Annotated in this window: 19 protein-coding genes; 10 read left to right on the plus strand and 9 right to left on the minus strand. The window is 67.8% G+C overall.

What is annotated here, in order from left to right; translation table 11 throughout:
- Nucleotides 1–70: 70 nt before the first annotated feature.
- Nucleotides 71–1,654, minus strand: coding sequence for a glycoside hydrolase family 68 protein (locus A9Z05_RS00785; RefSeq protein ID WP_069616470.1), 1,584 nt, complete (start codon nt 1,652–1,654; stop codon nt 71–73).
- Nucleotides 1,655–1,841: 187 nt separating this feature from the next.
- On the opposite strand from A9Z05_RS00785, the gene A9Z05_RS00790 reads away from it, so the two are divergent.
- From A9Z05_RS00790 to A9Z05_RS00810, 5 genes are all read left to right on the plus strand, one after another.
- Complete coding sequence (locus tag A9Z05_RS00790; protein ID WP_069616471.1) at nt 1,842–2,870, plus strand: substrate-binding domain-containing protein; 1,029 nt, start codon at nt 1,842–1,844, stop codon at nt 2,868–2,870.
- 370 nt (nt 2,871–3,240) lie between these two features.
- Nucleotides 3,241–3,927, plus strand: coding sequence for a type 1 glutamine amidotransferase domain-containing protein (locus A9Z05_RS00795; RefSeq protein ID WP_069616472.1), 687 nt, complete (start codon nt 3,241–3,243; stop codon nt 3,925–3,927).
- Nucleotides 3,928–4,066: 139 nt separating this feature from the next.
- Nucleotides 4,067–5,176, plus strand: a complete 1,110-nt coding sequence (locus A9Z05_RS00800) for an NADH:flavin oxidoreductase/NADH oxidase (RefSeq protein ID WP_069616473.1) — start codon at nt 4,067–4,069, stop codon at nt 5,174–5,176.
- Between the two features lie 140 nt (nt 5,177–5,316).
- Entirely contained in the window at nt 5,317–6,387 is a 1,071-nt protein-coding gene (locus A9Z05_RS00805) for an AI-2E family transporter (protein ID WP_069616474.1), read from the plus strand.
- 220 nt (nt 6,388–6,607) lie between these two features.
- Complete coding sequence (locus A9Z05_RS00810; protein WP_069616475.1) at nt 6,608–6,982, plus strand: hypothetical protein; 375 nt, start codon at nt 6,608–6,610, stop codon at nt 6,980–6,982.
- Between the two features lie 39 nt (nt 6,983–7,021).
- Here A9Z05_RS00810 and A9Z05_RS00815 read toward each other — a convergent pair whose 3' ends face one another.
- Nucleotides 7,022–7,816 (minus strand): SDR family NAD(P)-dependent oxidoreductase, encoded by a 795-nt coding sequence (locus tag A9Z05_RS00815; protein ID WP_069616476.1) that lies wholly within the window; start codon nt 7,814–7,816, stop codon nt 7,022–7,024.
- A 160-nt stretch (nt 7,817–7,976) separates the two neighbouring features.
- On the opposite strand from A9Z05_RS00815, the gene A9Z05_RS00820 reads away from it, so the two are divergent.
- Entirely contained in the window at nt 7,977–8,822 is an 846-nt protein-coding gene (locus A9Z05_RS00820) for an AraC family transcriptional regulator (protein ID WP_069616477.1), read from the plus strand.
- 12 nt (nt 8,823–8,834) lie between these two features.
- Here A9Z05_RS00820 and A9Z05_RS00825 read toward each other — a convergent pair whose 3' ends face one another.
- The 4 genes from A9Z05_RS00825 to nthA all read right to left on the minus strand — a co-directional run bounded on the left by A9Z05_RS00825 (nt 8,835) and on the right by nthA (nt 12,165).
- Complete coding sequence (locus tag A9Z05_RS00825) at nt 8,835–9,422, minus strand: LysE family translocator (RefSeq protein ID WP_069616478.1); 588 nt, start codon at nt 9,420–9,422, stop codon at nt 8,835–8,837.
- A gap of 186 nt (nt 9,423–9,608) precedes the next feature.
- A complete protein-coding gene (locus A9Z05_RS00830) occupies nt 9,609–10,871 on the minus strand; it encodes a GTP-binding protein (protein WP_069616479.1) in 1,263 nt (420 codons plus the stop codon).
- On the minus strand, nt 10,868–11,521 hold the full coding sequence (gene nthB / locus A9Z05_RS00835) for a nitrile hydratase subunit beta (protein ID WP_069616480.1): 654 nt from the start codon (nt 11,519–11,521) through the stop codon (nt 10,868–10,870). The genes A9Z05_RS00830 and nthB overlap by 4 nt, the downstream gene beginning before the upstream one ends.
- 44 nt (nt 11,522–11,565) lie before the next feature.
- A complete protein-coding gene (gene nthA, locus A9Z05_RS00840) occupies nt 11,566–12,165 on the minus strand; it encodes a nitrile hydratase subunit alpha (RefSeq protein WP_069616481.1) in 600 nt (199 codons plus the stop codon).
- Nucleotides 12,166–12,687: 522 nt separating this feature from the next.
- Between nthA and A9Z05_RS00845 the strand changes: the two genes are divergently transcribed.
- The 4 genes from A9Z05_RS00845 to A9Z05_RS00860 all read left to right on the plus strand — a co-directional run bounded on the left by A9Z05_RS00845 (nt 12,688) and on the right by A9Z05_RS00860 (nt 17,505).
- Nucleotides 12,688–13,584, plus strand: a complete 897-nt coding sequence (locus A9Z05_RS00845; protein ID WP_069616482.1) for a transporter — start codon at nt 12,688–12,690, stop codon at nt 13,582–13,584.
- 94 nt (nt 13,585–13,678) lie between these two features.
- Nucleotides 13,679–14,737 (plus strand): phenylacetaldoxime dehydratase family protein, encoded by a 1,059-nt coding sequence (locus tag A9Z05_RS00850; protein WP_069616483.1) that lies wholly within the window; start codon nt 13,679–13,681, stop codon nt 14,735–14,737.
- A gap of 55 nt (nt 14,738–14,792) precedes the next feature.
- Entirely contained in the window at nt 14,793–16,319 is a 1,527-nt protein-coding gene (locus A9Z05_RS00855) for an amidase (protein ID WP_069616484.1), read from the plus strand.
- A 142-nt stretch (nt 16,320–16,461) separates the two neighbouring features.
- Nucleotides 16,462–17,505: a helix-turn-helix domain-containing protein gene (locus A9Z05_RS00860; RefSeq protein ID WP_069616485.1), complete on the plus strand. Its 1,044-nt coding sequence runs from the start codon at nt 16,462–16,464 to the stop codon at nt 17,503–17,505.
- A gap of 85 nt (nt 17,506–17,590) precedes the next feature.
- On the opposite strand, the gene A9Z05_RS00865 is transcribed toward A9Z05_RS00860, so the two are convergent.
- Genes A9Z05_RS00865 through A9Z05_RS00875 form a run of 3 tightly spaced genes read right to left on the minus strand, consistent with a single transcriptional unit; the run spans nt 17,591 to nt 21,297 of the window.
- Nucleotides 17,591–19,060, minus strand: coding sequence for a heavy metal sensor histidine kinase (locus tag A9Z05_RS00865; RefSeq protein ID WP_069616486.1), 1,470 nt, complete (start codon nt 19,058–19,060; stop codon nt 17,591–17,593).
- Complete coding sequence (locus A9Z05_RS00870; RefSeq protein ID WP_069616487.1) at nt 19,057–19,752, minus strand: heavy metal response regulator transcription factor; 696 nt, start codon at nt 19,750–19,752, stop codon at nt 19,057–19,059. The genes A9Z05_RS00865 and A9Z05_RS00870 overlap by 4 nt, the downstream gene beginning before the upstream one ends.
- Nucleotides 19,753–19,785: 33 nt before the next feature.
- The gene (locus tag A9Z05_RS00875) at nt 19,786–21,297 is read right to left on the minus strand and encodes an efflux transporter outer membrane subunit (protein ID WP_069616594.1); all 1,512 of its coding nucleotides are present in this window, start codon (nt 21,295–21,297) and stop codon (nt 19,786–19,788) included.
- Nucleotides 21,298–21,301 lie beyond the last annotated feature (4 nt).

Consider the following 21,301-nt stretch of genomic DNA (forward strand, 5'->3'; position numbering starts at 1 on the left):
CGCACGCGGCACGCGCGATACGCGCCTCCTGAACCTCGTGCCTTTATCGACGATGGTTATTTTCGGTTGCTCAATTGGCCTGGCCGTTGCCGTCGTTGTGGCCGGCCCCCGTCGCCGGCAGGTTCGACGGGATGTCGCCGTAGCCGCCGAGGCCGCCGCGTCCATACGTGCGGTCGACCGCCGTCGACGTGCCGTTGATGTTCACCTTCACCGTCGGCGCGAGCGTGCCGCCGCGGCGCGGGCCGATCGCATCGATGAACGACTCGACGAGCCCGCCCGGCATCACGTAGTGCGAATACGACTGGAATTCCCGCGGGTTCTGGTTCGGGTCCTGCGCATACGGTGCGCCGGCCGGTGCGGAGAAGTCGGTCGGGTTGCCGAGCACGAGGCCGCTGCCGCCGTTCAGCGGCAGGTAATCGCTGCGGATGCCGTTGCCGACGAAGCCGTACACGCCGTCCGGGCCGTCGACGCCGGCCGCCATCGTCGTGCGGTGGCTGATCGTGAACAGGTAGTACTTGCCGTCCTTCAGGTAGATCTGCGGGCGCTCGGTCTGGTCGTCGACGCAGTTCGCCGACAGGATGGGCGGCAGGAACTTCCACTCGGTCAGTTGCGGGTTCGTCGCGACCGCGAGGCCGACGTTGGCCTTTTGATACACTGCGCCCGAATTCATCACCGCGTTGAGATCTTCGCGGTTCGGATCGTTCGGTGCATAGCCGAGATCGGCCTCGGTGCAGGTGCGTGCGCCGCGCGGGCCGCCGGTATTGCCTTCGAACACCATGTAGGTCTTGCCCGGATGCGCGGGGTCGGTGAACACGAACGGATCGCGGAACGAGAAGTAGGTGTTCTGCTGGCCGGTCTGGTAGTAGTTGCCGTCCGGCTGCAGCAGCGCCTTGTGATCGCCGAAGCCGGTGAACCACACGTGCTTGTCGTCGGCGTGGATGTTGCCGTCGGCGCGCGTGATGATCGCCTGCGGCGGCGTGATGTCGGCGCCGCCGGGGGCCGAGCGGTTGAACGACGTCGCGGTGTAGTAGAGGCTGACGTTGCTGCCGTTCGTGAGGCGCGCGGAGCCCGACCATTCAGCGTTGTTGGTCATCGGCGCGGTGCCGAACACCCTGGCGCTCGCGCCGTCCGGGAACAGGTGGCCGCCCCAGGTCCAGCCGCCGTTCGCCGGGCGCTGCGACGCGGGGATGCCGGCGCGGCGATAGAAGAAGCCGATGCGGGCGTGGACGTGACGGTCGTCGAACGTGTAGCCCGCGTGCGGATCGGCGGTGAGCGAGAAGATCACCTCCCAGCCCTTGTAGCTGAGCTGGTTCGCGCGCAGGTCGGCCAGCGGCCAGGTGTCCCACACCCACACGTTCGAGTTGATCAGCGGGAAATCCTGCGGGATGTCCGGCATCGTCAGCGCTTGCGGCAGCGAGTTCTTGTCGGCGCCGGCGGTGTGCGATTGCGCGACGATCTGGCGGATGTCCGCGCGCGTCCAGCGCATCGTGAAGTTGCCTTCGGGATCGTAGGCTTGCTGCGTATGGGGCGTGGGCACGGGCGCGCCCGTGCCGCTGGACTGCGCGTGCGCGACGGACGCGAAGGCGGCGAGTGCGCCGCCAGCGAGCAGCAAACGTTTGGTCGTGATCGGGCGGAAAAGGGGAAAGTATGTCATCTCGTCGTTGTTTCCTTGGCAGGTGAAAATGAACGGCTGAGTGGGCATCGATGTCCAAACCGGTTTGGATGCTATTTCAAACCGGTTTGGAACGCAAAAGATATTTATTTGACGGTAATGATTACTCAATGGAAATAATTACCAGGTCGGCGCGTCCCGGGCATCGGGCGACCGGGCGGGGCGGCGAATGCGAGGAATGACGGTGAAGGTGAATCTGAAGGCGCTGTCGGATGCGCTGGGTCTGTCGCGGACGACGGTCAGCCGCGCGTTGAACGGTTACGACGACGTCAGCGAGGCGACGCGCGAGCGCGTGGCGAAGGCCGCGCGCGAAATGGGCTACGTGGCCGATCCGACCGCGCGCCGGCTGGCGACCGGCCGGGCCGACATGATCGGCATCGTCTATCCGTTCGGCGCCGGCGATCTCGGCGATCCGCGGTTCGGCGAGGTCGTCGCGGGCATCACCGAGCGGCTCGCCGAGCGAAATCTCGATTTCATCATCGCGTCCGCGCGACCGGACGCGGAACTGGACACTTATCGGCGCATCGTCGACGGCAAGCTCGTCGACGGGCTGATCGTCGCGCGCACGCGGGTCGACGATCCGCGTCTCGCGTACCTGCAAGCGAGCGCGTTTCCGTATGTCGCGTACGGCCGCACGCAGGCGGCCGGCCCGTATGCGTGGTTCGACTTCGACAACGAGGCGGGCGCGCGCGACGCGGCGCGCCGGCTGATCGGCTTCGGGCATCGGCGCATCGCGATGATCAGCGCGCCGCTGGGGCTGAATTTCGCCGCGCAGCGGCGCGCCGGCTATCTGTCGGCATTGCGCGAAGCCGGTATCGAGGCCGATCCGGCGCTGCTCGTCGAGTGCGCGTTTACGCACGACGGCGGCCAGCAGGCGGCGCGGGCGCTGCTCGCGCGCGCCGAGCCGCCGACCGCGCTGCTGGTCGACAACAACATCGCGGGCGGCGGCGCGTTTCGCGCGCTGGTCGACAGCGGGCTGCGCTTGGGCGCGGACATGTCGCTGATCGTCTATGACGGCGTGCCGCCCGATATCGCGCATCCGTATCGTGTCACGGCGGTCGTGCAGCCGACCGGACACGCATCGGGCCGCGCGCTGGCGGAGCTGATGCTGCGGCTGCTGGACGACGGCGTGCGCGATCACCGGCTCGAAGCGCCAGTCATCGAAGCGGGGGACACGGACGGGCCTTTGCGCGGGTAATCGTCGGGAGCCGGCGCGACGGCAGCGGCCGGCTGCCGCGGGCAAACGGTGGAGGGCGGGACGGCGATGCCGGACTGCGCCCCCGTCGCAAAGGCCATGTCGATGGCAGGGGCGAATACGCCTTCTTCTAGACGACCGGTCTAATTCACGGATATCATCGGTCCGGTGAATGCGGCGACGTCCCCGGCAGCTTCATGCCGCGAGACGCCGTCGTTTTATTTCGGCCGCTTCTAGACGACTGGTCTAATAGGTGTATATCGCATGCGGGTGAATGAATCGCACGTTGCCGCGCGCGGGCGGACTAACCGACAGGTGCGCCGCGTCGACGTGCGGCCCCGTTCCCCGTTCATTTTCGAAGGAGTGTCCGATCATGAAGATTCTGGTTGTCCTGACCTCGCACGACACGCTCGGCGACACCGGCAAGAAAACCGGCTTCTGGCTCGAGGAACTGGCCGCGCCGTACTACACGTTCAAGGATGCGGGCGTCGAGTTGACGCTCGCGTCGCCGAAGGGCGGCCAGCCGCCGCTCGACCCGAAGAGCAGCGATCCGACGGCCCAGACCGACGCGACGCGCCGCTTCGACGCCGATGCGGCGGCCCGGGCCGAACTCGCGTCGACGCGCAAGCTGGCCGATGTGTCGGCGGACGACTACGACGCGGTGTTCTACCCGGGCGGCCACGGCCCGCTGTGGGATCTTGCCGAGGACCTGCATTCGATCGGCTTGATCGAGCGCATGCTGGCGGCCGGCAAGCCGGTCGCCGCGGTCTGCCACGCGCCGGGCGTGCTGCGCCACGTGAAGCACCCGCAGACCGGCGAGTCGGTCGTGCGCGGCAAGCGCGCGACGGGTTTCACCAATAGCGAGGAAGCGGCCGTCGAGCTGACCGAAGTCGTGCCGTTCCTCGTCGAGGACATGCTGAAAACCAATGGCGCGGAATTCGAGCGCAGCGCCGACTGGGCGCCGCATGTCGTCACCGACGGGCTGCTGATCACCGGGCAGAACCCGGCGTCGTCGGCGCCCGCGGCCGAGGCGCTGCTCGCGAAGCTCGGCCACCGCTGAACACGGCGCCGGCTCGGCCGGCGTCTCGTCCTTGCCGTCGGCGGGCGCACCCGGCCCGCCGACGGCCCGCATCGTTGCGCCGTGCGTCGCGCACGGCGCATTCCCAGCCGTTTTGCAGAACCCAACAAAGGAGTCGTGGATGTCTGCCCTGTTCGAACCGTTCAAACTCAAGGATGTCACGCTGCGCAACCGCATCGCGGTGCCGCCGATGTGCCAGTACGTCGCCGAAGACGGCGTCGTCAACGACTGGCATCACGTGCATCTGGCCGGCATCGCGCGCGGCGGCGCGGGCCTCGTGATCGCGGAGGCGACGGCCGTGTCGCCGGAAGGCCGCATCACGCCGGGCTGCGCGGGGTTGTGGAACGACGCGCAGGCCGAAGCCTTCGCGCCGTCGGTCGCGGCGATCAAGGCGGCCGGCGCGGTGCCCGGCATCCAGATCGCGCACGCGGGCCGCAAGGCGAGCGCGAACCGCCCGTGGGAAGGCGACGACCATATCGCCGACGGCGATCCGCGCGGCTGGCAGACCATCGCGCCGTCGGCCGTGCCGTTCGGCGCGCACCTGCCGAAGGTGCCGCGCGAAATGACGCACGACGACATCGCCCGCGTGCAAGCCGACTTCGTGGCCTCCGTGCGGCGTGCGCGCGACCTCGGCTTCGAATGGCTCGAACTGCACTTCGCGCATGGCTATCTCGGCCAGAGCTTCTTCTCGGTGCATTCGAACCAGCGCACCGACGAATACGGCGGTTCGGCGGAAAACCGCGGCCGCTTCCTCGTCGACACGCTCGCGGCCGTTCGCAAGGTCTGGCCCGAGCACTTGCCACTGACCGCGCGCCTCGGCGTGATCGAATACGACGGCCGCGACGAAGAGACGCTCGCCGAGTCGATCGCGCTCACGCAGCGGATGAAGCGGGAAGGGCTCGACATGCTGAGCGTGTCGGTCGGCTTCTCGACGCCCGACGCACAGATTCCGTGGGGCCCGGCGTTCCTCGCGCCGGTCGCCGAGCGCGTGCGCCGCGAGGCCGGCTTGCCGGTGTCGTCCGCGTGGGGAATCGATACGCCGCAACTGGCGAACCGCGTGGTGGCGGAGGAGCAGCTCGATCTCGTGATGGTCGGCCGCGCGCATCTCGCCGACCCGCACTGGCCGTACTACGCGGCCAAGCAGCTCGGCGTCGAGCGTCCGTCGTGGACGCTGCCCGCGCCGTACGCGCACTGGCTCGAGCGCTACCGGATCGCCGACAAGGTGGCCTGAACGGCGCGCGGCGACGCGGCGGCGGGCGGTCCGCGCATCGATCGCGCGTGCCGCCGATCCGGCGCCGATGGATAGAATGGCGGTTCGTCCGGCCCGATTGCCTGGGCGAGCCGCCATTTTTTCATTTCGACAGAGGTGCCATGGGCGCACATGTCCCGTCGTCTCCCGATTCCGCCGCGCGGCCGCGCGCCCAGCAGGTCGCCCGCGTCGCGCTGTATGCGGCGCTGCTGGTGCTCGCGCTGTGGGTGATCCGCGACTTCCTTCCCGCCATCGCATGGGCGTGCGTGATCGCCATCGCGATGTGGCCGCTGCTGAAGTGCTTCGAATCGCACCGGCTGTTCCGCAATCGGCCGACGCTGATCGCGACCGTCATCACGGCGGCGATCTCGCTGCTCGTCGTGCTGCCGGTGGCGGTCGCGACGACCCAGGCGATCGCGCAGGCGCACGACCTGCGCGAGTGGCTGCACACGATCCAGGACAACGACATCCCGTTGCCGGACGTGATCGGCCGGTTGCCGTACGGCGCGACGCAGATCACCGAATGGTGGCAGGCCAATCTCGGCCATCCGCTGCATGCGGCCACCGCGATGCACGGCGTCAACGGCGAGAAATTCATCGCGTTCGGCCGGCAATTCGGCACGAAGCTCGCGCACGTGCTGCTCGAATTCGGTTTCATGCTCGTCACGCTGTTCGTGATCCTGCGCGCCGGCCACAAGCTGTCGGGTGCGTTGCTGCAGGGCGCGCGGCGCGCGTTCGGCCGTAACGGCGCGGAACTGATCGAGCGCATGGTCGCGGCCGTGTACGGCACTGTGACGGGACTCGTCGTCGTCGGGCTCGGCGAGGGCGCGCTGCTCGGCATCGCCTATGCGCTCGCGGGCGTGCCGCACGCGGCGCTGCTCGGGCTCGTCACGGCGGTCGCCGCGATGCTGCCGTTCTGCGCGCCGGTCGTGTTCTGCGGCGCGGCGCTCTGGCTGTTCGTGCAGGGGGCGACCATGTGGGCCGTCGCGATCGCGGTGCTCGGGTTCATCGTCGTGTTCGTCGCCGAGCACTTCGTGCGGCCGGTGCTGATCGGCGGTTCGACACGGCTGCCGTTCCTGCTCGTGCTGTTCGGCATCCTCGGCGGCGCCGAGACGTTTGGCCTGATCGGGCTGTTCGTCGGCCCCGCGCTGATGACGGTGCTGACGATGCTGTGGGCCGAATGGATCGCCTGATCGCGCATGCCGTTGCACCGGTTCGATACAACGGTGCGGTGGTGCGGATGCGCGTGCGCGCACGCCGGCTGCAACGATTGATGACGATTCAGCCGGCGCGAAGGCCCGCAAACGCAGGGATCCGGATAAAGATCTCTACATTTCTTTTCGATCCGGACCCAAAGGTCGAGTAGCATGGGGCTTTCGATCACGCCGGTATGGCGCAGCAGATTTCCCGAGCATGCGATTGATTCCGATGGCCCGTCCCGCAGCGACGCTGTCCCTGGCCGCCAGCTGCCTGATGTTGCATGGCTGTGCGTGGTTCGACTCGTGGCTGCCGTTCTCGTATTCGCGCACGCCGCTTGCACGGGCCGCGTCGCGGCACGGCGCGACGCGCGCCGACGTCGTCCGCGCCGCAGGCAACCCGCGCAGCGTCTGGATGGTCCGTAACGGCGGCGGCGTCTGCTACAACTACTTCATCGAGCACGGCAACGATCACCGCGCGTACTTCGTCGTGTTCGACAAGGCCGGCGTCGTCACGCAGTCCGGCTTCGATACCTGCATGGACGCCGATCGCAAGGGCACGCTTCAGTCTGGCAAGCGCGCGTCGCGCTAGTGCGGCGGCCACGCGCGGCGCGAGCCCGTCATATGGCCGTCACGCTATCGTGTCGACCACGCCGCCGTCGACGCGCAACGCCGCGCCGGTCGTGGCCGAGGCCTGCGGCGAGCATACGTACACGACCAGGTTCGCGACTTCCTCCGTCGTCGCCGGCCGCTGGATGATCGAACTCGCGCGTTCGCTGCGTACGAACTCCACGGCAATGTCGTCGATGCTGCGGCCCGTTTCGTCGGCCTGCGCCTTCAGCATCTCGCGCACGCCTTCCGACATCGTCGGCCCCGGCAGCACCGAATTGACGGTCACGCGGGTACCGGCCGCGAGCTTCGCGAGGCCGCGCGCGATCGACAGCTGCGCGGTTTTCGTGAACCCGTAATGAATCATGTCGACGGGGATGTTCAGGCCCGATTCCGACGAAATGAACACGATGCGCCCGGCATTGCGTTCGATCATCCCTTTCAGGTAATGCCGCGCGAGCCGCACGCCGGACATCACGTTGATCTGGAAAAAATGTTCCCATTCGGCGTCGTCGATGTCGAAGAACGCCTTCAGGCCGTAGATGCCCGCATTGTTGACGAGAATGTCGGCGTTCGGCGTGTGCTGCGTGACGCGCGCGACGCCGGCCGCGTCGGACAGGTCGGCGGCGACGCCGTCGAGGCTTGCGCCGGGCACGGCGTCGCGCAGTTTCCCGAGCGCGGACTGCACCGACGCGTCGCTGCGGCCGTTGACGACGACGTGCGCGCCGGCGCGCGCGAGCCCTTCGGCGATCGCGAACCCGATGCCGGCGGTGGAAGCGGTGACGACCGCGGTCTTGCCTTTCAGATCGATCTGCATGAGTGTACCGGTTGGAAGAGAAAGCGGAACCCGCCGCGTGTGCCGCGGCGGCCGAATTCAAAGCTTAGGCGATCCAGCCGCGAAGCGTCGGCTCGCTGTTGCGCGGCGCCGCACAGTCTTGTACGGTGAGCGTTCGCCGTTCGAACCGGGAGCCCGCCGCGTGAGCCGTACCGCCAACCGATCCGCCGTACCGTCGCCATTCTGGCGCGATACCGCGCTGCCGTTCATCGAGGCGCGTACCGTCGACGACGGGCGCGCGATCTGCTATGCGAAGCACACGCACGACACGTTTTCGGTGGGCGCGATCGTCGGCGGCACGAGCACGTACGTGAACGGCGCGACGCACGCGCACGTCGGGCGCGGCGTGCTCGTGATCATCGATCCGGAGCAGGTCCACGCATGCAATCCGTACGGTCCCGATGCGTGGGCGTACCGGATGGTCTATGTCGACGTGCCATGGCTCGCGCGGCTGCAACATTCGCTCGGTCGCGATCCGAATCGCGATTTTCACGGGTTTTCGCCGAAGTTGACCGAGCGCGGCGATCTGTTCGCGCAATTTGACGGCTTCTACCGCACGCTGGTGTCGCCCGGCATCGATGCGCTCGGCAAGGAGAGCGCGGCGGTCGAATTCTTCGCGGCGCTGCACGGCGCGCTCGATCGCGAACTGCCCGAGCCGCGGCCGGGAGACGACAACGTGAAGCTCGCGCGCGCGGCCGACTACATCGCCGCCCATTGCCGCGAGGCCGTCACGCTCGATGCGATCTGCGCGGCGGCCGACCTGTCGCCGTCGTACCTGATCCGCGCGTTCAATGCGCGTTACGGGATGACGCCGCATGCGTTCCTGATCGATCGGCGCGTGCAATACGGCCGCACCGAGTTGCGCCGCGGCCGGCCGATCGCCGAAGTCGCGCTCGACGCAGGCTTTGCGGACCAGGCGCATTTCCAGCGTGCATTCCGGCGAATCGCGGCCGCGACGCCGGGGCAGTACCGCAGCGCCAGGCGCTGAACGCGACGGCGGCTACACGTCGAGCAGAAACAGCGCGCTCCCCGCGAGCAGCAGCGCCATCAGCCGGTTGAACACGCGCATGCGCCGCGCGTTCGCGAGCCGGTGCCGCAGCGACGCGCCCGCATAACCCCAGGATGCGATCGACGCGAAGCAGATCACCAGATACAGCGCGGCGAACTGCCAGACCTGCGCGCGGTCGCCGTCGGATGCATACGCACCCATCGCGGCCACGCACGCGAGCCACGCCTTCGGGTTGAGCCACTGCATCGCCGCGCCGGCCGCCGCCGACGGGCCGGCCACGTCCGGATCGGCCGACAGCCGGCCGTCGTCGAGCGCGAGCCGCAGCGCCATGTATAGCAGGAACGCGATTCCCGACCACTGCGTGGCCGTCGTCAGCACGGGCCAGCGCGCGAGCGCCGCGTGCAGGCCGAGGCCGATCAGCAGGAACAGCGCGACGAAGCCCAGCGTCGCGCCGGCCGCGTAGCGCAAGCTGGCGCCGAGGCCGTGGCGCGCGCCCGCGCTGAGCGCGACGATGTTGACGGGACCGGGGGTGATCGACGAGGCGAGCGCGAACGCGGCCATCGAAAACAGCATGCTCATCAGGTGTCTCCATGCGACATGTTGAAAGTCGCATCGAGACTACGGGCGCCGCGTCGGCCCGTATTGAAGAAAACTGCCGTCGGCGGTGCGGTCGGTATTACGTCACGCTGAACCGCGCGAGGCGCTCACGGGCCGACCGAAAGCGACACGACGCAGGCGCTGCCGCCGACGCCATCGAGTCCCACTTCACGGATGGGCGGGCGTCGCCAGTGCGTCGAACGCGTCGGCTTCCGGAAGCCGGCGCCACGACTCCGGGCCGGCGTCGATTTCTTCGACCGTCAGCAGGCACGCATCGAGTTCGCGGCGCAACCGGACGTGATCGATCGACTGCCCGATGAACACGATTTCCTGTCGGCAATCGCCTGTCGGCTCTTCCCATTTCTTCAGCACACCCTCGCGACGATAGTCGTCGTGCGGCCAGTCCGACGGTGGCGTAAACCGCCACCATCGGCCGACGTAACCCCACTGGAACGTGTCGCCGGCCTGCACGAGCAGGGCGGTTTCGGCATATCGGTGCGCAGCCCACACATAGCCCTTGCAGCGAAGCAGTCGGCCGTTGGTCCAGGGGCGACGCAGCCATGCGAGCAGCCGCGCCGGATGAAACGGCGCACGTTCGCGATAGACCCACGACGCAATCCCGTACGCATCCGATTCCGACGGGCGTTCGTCGGCCTGCATGCGTTGCATCCATCCCGGCGATTCGGCGAGCGCCGGCAGATCGAAGCGCCGCGTATCCAGCACGTCCGACGGATCGACCTTGCCGTGCTGCATCGGCAGGATTCGCGCCGATGGATTCAGTGACGCCAGAATTGCGCGCAGCCGCTCGAAACCCGCGTGGCCGATCCGGTCGAGTCGGCTCACGAGGATCACGTTCGCATATTCGACTTGTTCGATCAGCAGGTCCGACAGCTTGCGCGGCGGATCGGCATCGTTGCCGTTCGAGAGCGGGGCGTCGCGCGTGACCGGTTCGGTCGACGCGATCATGTCCTCGAACGTCTCGCCGTTGACCACCGTGACGAGCGTGTCCAGCCGCGCGAGTTCGCTGAGGCTGAAACCGTCCCGGTCGAGAAACGCGAACGTCTCCGCCACCGGCATCGGCTCCGAAATGCCGGTCGACTCGATCAGCAGGTAATCGAAGCGATGCTGCCGCGCAAGCGTGCTGATCTGCTCGAGCAGATCGGCGCGCAGCGTGCAGCAGATGCAGCCGTTGCTCATTTCGACGAGTTCGTCCTCGCCTCGATGCAGCTCGACGTTGCGCCGCACGTCGTCGGCGTCGACGTTCACCTCGCTCATGTCGTTGACGATCACGGCGACCTTCAGGCCGGCGCGATTGCGCAGGATATGGTTCAGCAACGTCGTCTTCCCCGCGCCGAGGAAGCCGGACAGCACGGTGACCGGAATCCTCGGCGGCGGGGCGGCCGGCACGTGTCGATTCGCCGGCGTCGTCATGCGCTCTGCGCGGACGCGCGATCCAGGTAGCCTTCGAACAGGTCGACCACGACATAGCCGTCGTCGGCGGCATCGCCCCACAGATCCTTCACGCGGAACTCGACGTGATAGGTCGGCTGATGCGCGGCGCTGGTGTCGCCGTGGCCGATCGCGTCCGGGAACGGCCACGATTCGGTCGTCCGGTGCAGCACGACACCTTCCTTGCCGCGAACGTAGCCGGGCGCGCGGCTGTGCCCGCTGACGTGTTCGTCGCGAACCACGACGCGATCGCCGACCTCGAACCGCGTCGAGTCGGGCGGGGCCGCCCGGCCGCCGGATCGCGGCGGGTTCGCGAGCCGGAAGTGCGAACCGAGCGCGCGGTCGAGTTCGTCCTGCGTGAGCACGCCGGTTTCGACGAGCAATGTCGCGGTCGCGATCACGTAGCGCTCGTAGTAGCGCGTGCCGGCGTGCTGGCGCACGTCGATGCGTTCGACTGCGTGACGTACCTCGTCGACGCTGAATTTTTTCAGTTGATCCACGCCGACGAACATCAGGCTGTATGCGAGATGCTCCCAGTCTTCCTTGAAGACCGGTTTGTAGCCGAGACTGTTGATCGTATGCGGCACCGGGCCGAAACCCTGGAATCCGCCGAGGTCGTGAAAGCCGTCCATATAAGATCTCCGAATTGAAGGTCGAGAGCGAAACGTGGTGCGCGTCAGTGCGCGCGCGGCAGCGCCACGCCGATCAGCACGTCCTTCGTGACGAGCGTGCGCAGTTGTTCCTCGGTCATGTGCTCGCTGCCGGCCGGCCGCACGGGCAGCACGAGATAGCGGCTTTCGGCGGTCGTATCCCAGACCTTCACGACGACGTCGTCGGGCAGGTCGGTGCCGAGCTCCCGCAGCACCGTGCGTCCTTCGCGGACGAGCCGCGCACGATATTCGAAGCCCTTGTACCACTCGGGCGGCAGCCCGAGCACCGGCCAGTTCGTGCATGAGCACAGGCTGCAGACGATCACGTTCTTCAGCGTCGGCGTGTCTTCGAGCGCAACGATGTATTCGCCCTGCGGGCCGGTGTAGCCGAACTGCGCGCACGCGGCCGTGCCGTCCTTCAGCAGAAGTTCGCGAAATGCCGGATCGACCCACGCGCGCGCGACGATGCGCGCGCCATTGGCCGGATCCCAGGTCGTGGACATCAGCTCGGTCAGACCTTCGATATAGCCGTCGGGAATCAGGTTCTTCTCTTTCATCACGCGAAACAGCGCCCAGGCGCGTTCGCCGGGCGTCGAGGCTGTTTCCTCGGAAGGAATCGTGTTCATCGTGGGGCTCCTTGTCGTAGTTCGGGGCGACCGCCGCCACGACGTTGCGACTGCCGTGGCGGGGGATGGGCGCGTCATGTCGGTCACGCTCGACGAGCAGGGTAAGAAGAGAAAAAACGCGGTTCTTTGCCGGCACGGATCGGAAACTATGCCGAGACGGCCCCGTTGCGCGGCAGGCGCCGATGCGCAACGCATACGCGGCGATTCGCAACGATTCGCGGCATCGACCGCGCGCCCGGCACGAAACGGCGGCCGCCGGCGCACGTTTTGCGCCCGCTGCAGGCCGCTGGCGGAGGAGGCCCGCCACAGCCAATTTCTTGTTCCGCCGGAAAACAGAAATGCGGATTTTGCCTTTCTATTCTCACCCTCAAGCGACGGCCGTTCGATGTCGCGAATCGTCGGCACTCCCTCGAGTACCGGCGGAACAACAGTCAGCCAGCACCCCGCGATTCCACGCTCCGGCAACGGTCTCCATTGGTCGTACGTCGAGCGTGGCGGTGTCTGCGCATCCAGGTGAGGAGCATGATGGACAACGTGAACAGAATGAAACTGAAGCGAATCGCGCGGTGGATCGGCCTGTCGCTGATGGTCGTCGCATCGCATTACGCGGGCGCGGTCGAGGTCGATCCCGGCGACTACGAGCAGTATCCGGTCGGCGCGACGATCGGCGTGCTGTACTACAACTATTCCGCGACGAACGCGTACTACGCGAATGGCCACCGGACGTCCGATTTCGACCTGCAGTCCAATGTCGGCATCGCCCGCCTGCTGCATGTGTTCCAGCTCACCGACAGGCTCACGATCGATCCGCAGGTGTTGCTGCCGTTCGGTCACATCAGCAGCTTCGGCAGCGCTGGCGCGCTTGGCAGTACGAACGGTGTCGGCGACGTGATCCTGACCGCGCCGTTGAAATTCCGGCTGAACGAAGCGAAGGACGTCGTCGCCGCGACGGTCTACGTTTACGCGCCGACCGGAAGTTACGACCAGAACCGTGGGCTCAATCTCGGCGCCAACCGCTGGTCGCTCGATTTCCAGGCAGCCTACGTCAAGCACTTTTCGCCGCAGTGGGCACTCGATCTCGTCGGCGACGCGATCTGGTACGGCAACAACACGTCGTACGGCGCGAGCGGTGCGACGCTCCATCAGCGGATGAGCTACAGCGCCCAGGCGATGGTGCGTTACATGCCCGATCCGGGCACGTCGCTCGGTATCGGCATCACCCAGCTCTGGGGCGGAGAAACCAGCGTCGACGGCGCGGACAACAACGACGCGCTGCGCACGACGCGCCTGCGGATCACCGCGGCGAAGTTCGTGACGAAGGCCGACCAGGTGCAAATCCAGCTCGGCACCGACCTGAGCGTGCGCAACGGCCCGAAGAACAGCGTGCTCGCCGGCCTGCGTTACGCGCACATCTTCTGACGGTCCGCATGCGCCGGGATATGGCCGGTGCATGTCGTTCGTTGCGCCCACGTCGAACCCTCGACACCCGATTCCCTTTCCAGAGAGGTCATGCATGGAATCCGCCATCGACAAACACCTGATCTGCCCGCGGAAGTTGTCACGCCGCGTCGCCGACGATTACCAGCCGCCGTTCCCGATGTACGTCGCCCGTGCCGCCGAAGACCTGAGCCAGGTCGTGATGGGCTATTTCGGCGTGCAGTATCGCGGCGCCGACAAGCGCGCGGCGGCGCTGGCCGCGTTGCGCCGGATCGTCGCCGATTTCGGCGCGCAGGACGGCCCGAACAATTTCGACCTGACGCAGCACACCGACGACGAGGACCACGAGAACCTGATTGCCGTCGGCTACTGGCGCGATCCGGCCGCGTATGCGCGCTGGATTGCGTCGCCGGCGCTCGTCGAATGGTGGGCCTCCGACGCACGCCTCGCGGACGGGATCGGCTACTTCCGGGAAATCGTCGCGCCGCGCGCCGAGCAGTTCGAGACGCTTTACGCATTTACGAGCGATTTCCCCGGCGTCGGCGCGATCATGGACGGCGTCAGCGGCGAGATCGAGGAGCACGGCTACTGGGGATCGATGCGCGACCGGTTCCCGATCTCGCAGACGGACTGGATGAACGCGAACGGCGAGTTGCGCATCGTCGACGGCGATCCGGCTCGCGGCGGCCGCGTGGTCGTACTGGCACACGACAACATCGCGCTGATTCGGTCCGGTCAGGACTGGCGCGCCGCGGAGACTGACGAGCGCCGACTGTATCTGGAGGAGATCGAGCCGACGCTGCGCAGCGGAATGGAGTTCCTGCGCGACAACGGCAAGGACGTCGGCTGCTACAGCAACCGCTACGTGCGCTCGATCGATCTCGACGGCAACGAGCTCGACGAGAGTTACAACATCGGCCACTGGCGCTCGCTCGACCGCCTCGAGCGGTGGGCCGAATCTCACCCGACGCACCTGCGGATCTTCGTCACGTTCTTCCGCGTCGTCACCGGGCTGTCGAAACTGCGGCTGTATCACGAGGTTTCCGTCTTCGACGCAAAGCATCAGGTCTACGAATACGTGAACTGTCATCCGCGCACCGGGCTGATGCGCGACGCCGTCGCCGTCGCGCGATGAATCCCGCCGGCGCCGCCCAGGCTCGCGGCGCCGCTTACCGAACTGGAGAACGTCGATGGCCATCAAACGCCCGACCCGCGAACAACTGTCCGACATTGCAGCCGGCTTCGGCTTTCATGTCGATTCCCGCCAACTCGCCGAATACGACGATGCGCTGCAGGCGAACTTCGACGCGTACGACGCGATCGACGCGCTGCCCGACCATCTGCCCGTCGTCGCGTATCCGCGCACGCCCGGCTACCGCCCGGAAGGCGACGAGAACCGTTACGGCGCATGGGCGCGCAAGAGCACGATCCATGGCGCCGCCGACGGCAAGCTGCGCGGCAAGACGGTGGCCGTGAAAGACAACATCTGCGTCGCCGGTGTGCCGATGCGCAATGGCGCGAGCACGTTCGAGGGCTACGTGCCCGATATCGACGCGACCGTCGTCACGCGGGTGCTCGACGCCGGCGCGACGATCGCCGGCAAGGCGACCTGCGAGTACTACTGTTTTTCCGGCGGCTCGCACACGAGCGCGTCGGGGCCGGTGCACAATCCGCGTAAGGCCGGATATTCGTCAGGCGGCTCGTCGTCCGGCAGCGGCGCGCTGGTCGCGAGCGGCGAGGTCGACATGGCGCTCGGCGGCGACCAGGGCGGCTCGGTGAGAATCCCGTCCGCCTATTGCGGCATCTACGGGATGAAGCCGACGCATGGGCTCGTGCCGTACACCGGCGCGATGCCGATCGAGGCGACCGTCGATCATCTCGGGCCGATGACGGGCAGCGTGCTCGACAACGCGCTGCTGCTCGACGTCATCGCGGGCGACGACGGGCTCGATCCGCGCCAACGGATGTTGCCGCCGCGCGCCGATTATCTCGGCGCGATCCGCGACGGCATCGCGGGCCTGCGGATCGGCATTCTGCGCGAGGCGTTCGGACTCGCGAATTCGGAGAGCGTGGTCGACGAGGCCGTGCGGGTCGCCGCGCTCCGGTTGCGCAAGCTGGGCGCGAGCGTCGACGAAGTGTCGGTGCCGCTGCATGCGGCCGGCACCGCGATCTGGCTGCCGATTGCGGCCGAGGGTGCGACGCAGCAGATGATGAAGGGCAACAGCCATGGCTTCAACTGGGGCGGCCTGTACGTGACCGGCATGATCGATCATCACGCGGGCTGGCGCGAGCGCGCCGACGAGCTGCCGGATACCGTGAAGGTGACGATGCTGCTCGGCGAATATTTCACGAGCCGGTATCGCGGGCGCTACTACGCGAAGTGCCAGAACCTCGCGCGACGCTTGCGAGCGGATTACGACGCGGCGCTGCAATCGTATGACGTATTGCTGATGCCGACCGTCCCGATGCGCGCGTCGGAACTGCCGAAGCCCGGCTGTGCGATGTCCGAGTCGTTGACGCGGGCGTTCGAGATGCTCGCGAATACCGCGCCGTTCGACGTGTCCGGGCATCCGGCCATGTCGCTGCCGTGCGGGGTGGCCGACGATCTGCCGATCGGGCTGCAGCTGGTCGGGCGCCGCTTCGACGAGGCGACGCTCTACCGCTGCGCCTATGCGTATGAACAGTCTTCCGACTGGCGTCAGACGACGTTCGCGTGACATGCGGCGCGGCAGCGCATCGCCGCCGCGCCGCATGTCGGTCCGACCGGCAACGCGGCTTGCACGGTTGCCGATTGGACAAGGCGCTTTTGAACGGGCACGCTACCGGCTGCATGTTGGCTAAACGATGTGGGGCACGACCATGACGATGCGTCCTTTTCCGCGCGCCGCGAGCGGCGACGCGCCCGGCCCGGCGGCCGACGACAGTCCGCCGGACCAATGGACGAATTCGGCGATCGAGGTGGCGACCGACGGCTCGGTCAGCCAGCGTATCGAGTTTTGGCGCGAGACGATTCTGCGTTTGTTCGCGGACGTGCAGATCGCGGCCGTGCAGAAAGCCGATTTCTTCGGCCAAGTGCGGCAGCGCAAATGCGAAAAGATGCGGATCTCGGAAATCTACGCCAGCGAGCAGGCCGTGATCCGGCGCTATCGCCAGGCGCGCAGCGAGTATGAGGACAAGTATTTCGGCGTATTGATGCTCGAGGGCAGCCAATCGGTCGAGCAGGACGGCAAGATCGTCACGCTGCACCCCGGGGATTTCGCGATCTACGACGCGACCCGGCCTCACCACCTGCAGTTCGGCCAGTCGTGGCGCGAGATCGTCGTCAGCATTCCGCGTGCGACGCTGAACCAGCTCGTCGTCGGGATGGAGCACCGCACGGCCTGCCCGACGCATACCGGGCAGGGCGTCGGCAGCGTCATGCGTGCGTTTCTCGAGCAGATGTCGTCGCAGATCGGCAGCGTGACCGAGGACGAGATGCGGCAGTTGTCGGATACCGCGATCTCGCTGATCGCGATGACCCTCGGGGGCATGCAGCGCAACGACCTCGCGCAATCGAGGATGAAGACGTTGACGCTGACGCGGGTGAAGCGGCATCTGCTCGAGCACCTGCACGATCCGGAGCTGAGCCCGATGATGATCGAGCGGTCGATCGGGATTTCGTCGCGGTACATCAACAAGCTGTTCGAGGCCGAAAACACGTCGCTGATGCGTTACGTATTGAACCTGCGACTCGAGCGGTGCGCGCAGGATCTCGCGAATCCGCAATGCGCGGTGCTGCGCGTGTCCGACATCGCGTTGCGCTGGGGATTCAACGACATGTCGCATTTCAGTCGCGTGTTTCGCGAGCGGTTCGCGATGTCGCCGCGGGCGTGGCGCGAGCAGGGCGGCAAGCCGCGCGCGTAACGCGTCGTCCTGGGCCGCGTTCGCGGCAGGCAAGCGCCGATCGGAAGCGGCTGGACGTCGACAGGCGTGGCCGCCGCGGCCGCCGTCAATGCAACGCGCGCGGCACGTGCGCCGGGCGAGCGCCGTGCGGATCAGCGGAATCGCTGGAATCGGCCGGGGCGTCGGCCGCGCGCAGCGGCCCGCCCGACCACGGCTGCGTCGACACCGAGAAGCCGAACGTATTGACGCCGCCGGAACACGCGACGAACACGCCGCCGCCGTGCATCTCGGCCACGGCCTTGACGATCGACAGCCCGAGCCCGTGGTTTTCCTTGCTGTTCGCGCGCGCTTCCTCGAGCCGGTAGAAGCGCTCGAACACGTGCGAGCGCTGCACCGGATCGATCGGCTCGCCGGGGTTCGACACGGCCATCTCGACGAGCGTGTCGCGGCGCGCGATCGTCACGTTCAGCGTCGCGCCCGGCGCCGAATGCTGGATCGCGTTGATCAGCAGGTTCGTCATCGCGCGGCGGAACAGCGACGGATCGACGGCCGCGCGCGCATCGCCGTGCAGTTCGGCGCGCAACCGCGCCTCGTCGAGCGGGATCTCGAGGAAGTCGAGCATGCGCCGCACCTCGTCGGCGAGCGACACGTCCTTCAGGTCGGTCGCGCGTTCGCCGCGGTCGCTGCGCGACAGGAACAGCATGTCGTTGATGATCACGCGCAGCCGCTCGAATTCCTCGAGGTTCGACTGCAGCGTCTGGCGCATCCGGTCGACCGAGCGGTCGCGGCTCGTCAGCGCGACCTGGGTCTGGCCGATCAGGATGCTGATCGGCGTGCGCAACTCGTGCGCGACGTCCGCGTTGAACGCTTCGAGCCGCGCGTAGGTTTGCTGGATGCGTTCGAGCGCGCCGTTGAACGACGTCGCGAGATCGCGCAGCTCGGTCGGCAGCGCGTCGGTGTGCAGCCGCTGGCGGCGGTTCGTCGCGCTCACGCTCGCCGCGTCCTGCGACAGCCGATCGAGCGGCGCGAGCCCGAAGCGCGCGACCGCGCGGCTCAGCAGCAGCGTGATGACGGTGGCCGTCGCGATCAGCGCGGCCAGCGTCCAGCCGAAGCGGCGCAGCATCCGCTGCGTACGCTCGCACGACGTCGCGACGACCAGTTGCAGCGTCGGCCGCTCGCCGGCGCCGGCCAGCGTGACGGTTTTCGTCATCACCGCGTAGCTGCTGTCGTTGAGCTGATAGCGCTGGAACGCGCCGAACGGCGGATCGAGCGGCACGCCGTTGACGGGGCTGCCGAAGCGGAACGCGGGGTCGGTGCTGATCACCTGATAGTGCGTCGAGCCGTCGGGCGGTTCGAGATCGGCGAGTTTTTCCTGCATCAGGCGGCCGCGCGTGGCGGTGGTCGCGTGCGACACGATCATCGCGGCGACCTTGGCGCGCGTGTCGAGCGTCGCGCGCAATTCGGCGAACAACTGGCGCTCCATCATCACGAACAGCCCGCAGCCGACCAGCGTGAACACGAGCAGCGACACGATGCCGAACATCGCCGAGAGCCGCAGGATGATCGAGCGTTTCATGCGCGCCGCTCCGTGTCGCCGTCGTCGCGCGCCTCGAGCACGTAGCCCATCCCGCGGATCGTGTGCAGCAGCTTGTCCGCGAACGGGCCGTCGAGTTTCGCGCGCAGGCGCTTGATCGCCGTCTCGACCACATTCGCGTTGCTGTCGAAGTTCACGTCCCACACGAGTTCGGCGATGGTCGTTTTCGACAGCACCTCGCCGCTGCGTCGCGCGAGCACGCCGAGCAACTGGAATTCCTGCGCGGTCAGGTCGAGCCGCGCGCCGTCGCGGGTCGCGCGGCGGCCGATCAGGTCCACGCGCAGGTCGCCGATCGAGATCAGCGTCGATTCCTGCACACGCGCGCGGCGCGTCAGCGCACGCAGCCGTTCGATCAGTTCGAGGAACGAGAACGGCTTGGTCAGGTAGTCGTCGGCGCCGCCGCGCAAGCCCCGCACGCGATCGTCGACACGGTCGCGCGCGGTCAGCATGATCACCGGCGTTTGTTTCTGCGCGCGCAACACGCGCAGCACGCCGAAGCCGTCGAGCTTCGGCAGCATCACGTCGAGCACGACCACGTCGTAGTCGAATTCGACGGCTTTCCACGCGCCGTCCTCGCCGTCGAGCGCGGTGTCGACGACCCAGCCTTCCTCGGTCAGGCCGCTCTTCAGGTATTCGACGACTTTCGGTTCGTCTTCGACGATCAGCACTTTCATGGTGGTTGTCCGCGTAACCAGGTTAAGGGCGGGTCAAGGGCCGACGCTCGCGCCGCGCGGTGGGGCCGCCGACGCGACGTCGGACGGCGCGGGGCCGTTCGACGCAGCGCCGTCCCAGCCGCCGCCGAGCGCCTTCGCGAGAAACACGACGAGCGCCGCGCGCTGGCCCTGGATCTGCACGGCCTGGCGCTCGCTCGTCAGCAACTGCTGCTGGGCCGTCAGCACGTCGATGAACGGCGTCAGGCCGCCCGCGTAGCGGTCCTGCGCGAGCGACACGAGCTTGCGCGCGTCGTCGACGGCCGCCGACGCCTGCTGCGCCGCCTGCGCGAGCACCGACAGGCCGGTCACCGCATTTTGCACCTCCTGGAACGCGGTGAGCACGGTCTGCCGGTAGCTGGCCTGCGCGGCGACGTAGCCGGCCTGCGCGAAATCGACGCCGGCCTTCAGCTTGCCGCCCTCGAACAGCGGCTGGCTGAGCGAGCCGCCGACCGACCACAGCAGCGCCGGCACGGTGAACAGGCCGGCGAAGCGCGTCGCGTCCCAGCCGATGTCCGGCGACAGCGTGATGCGCGGGAAATACGCGGCGCGCGCGACGCCGATCTGCGCGTTCGCGGCGGCCATCGCGCGCTCGGCCGACGCGACGTCGGGGCGCCGCTGCAGCAGGTCGCTCGGCATGCCGGTCGGCAGCGCGGGCGCGTTGATCGGCACCACGCGCGGCGGCAGCGAGAACGCGGGGGCCGGCGTGCCGACCAGCGTCGCGATCGCGGTTTCGACCTGCGCGCGCTGCTGGATCAGCAACTGCGCCTGCGTGCGCGTCGCGTCGAGCTGCGCGCGCTGCTGCAACAGGTCGAGGCCCGACACCGCGCCGAGGCCGTGGCGCGCGCTCACGTAATCGAGCGCCTTTTGTTGCAGTTCGATCGAGCGCCTGACGACGTCGATCTCGGTATCGAGTTCGCGCAGCGCGAAATAGCTCGATGCGAGATCGGCGCTCAGCACGAGGCGCGCATTCGCGAAATCGTCGCGCGCCTGCTCGGAGCTGGCCTGCGCGGCTTCGACGTTGCGCCGCACCCGGCCGAACAGGTCGAGTTCGTAGCTGACCGCCGCGCCGACCTGGATCTCGTTCTGCACGGTCGACATGCTCTTCGTCGCGTAGTTGGTCTGCGGCCGGTCGGCGGAGATCCTGAAGCGCTGGCCGCTCGCGTTCAGCCCGACGGCCGGATACTGGGCGGACGCGACCGACGCGAGCGTCGCCTTCGCCTGGTCGTAGCGCGCGGCGACCGCCTTCAGGTTCTGGTTGTTGCGCAGCGCATCGGCTTCCAGCGCGTCGAGCTGGGCGTCGCCGAACGCGGTCCACCAGGCCGGATCGAGCGGCGCGCGGGCCGGCGCGGCCGGTTGCCAGTATCCGTCGGCCGGGTCGAGCCGCCACGCGGCCGGCGTGTCGACGGCCGGGCGCCGGTAATCCGGGCCGAGCGTGCAGCCGGCGAGGGCGACCGCCGCGACGATCGCGACGGCGCCGACCGCGGCCGGGTGCACGCGGGTGCGTATCGCA

It is taken from the genome of Burkholderia sp. A2 (assembly GCF_001729305.1).
GTDB lineage: Bacteria > Pseudomonadota > Gammaproteobacteria > Burkholderiales > Burkholderiaceae > Burkholderia > Burkholderia sola.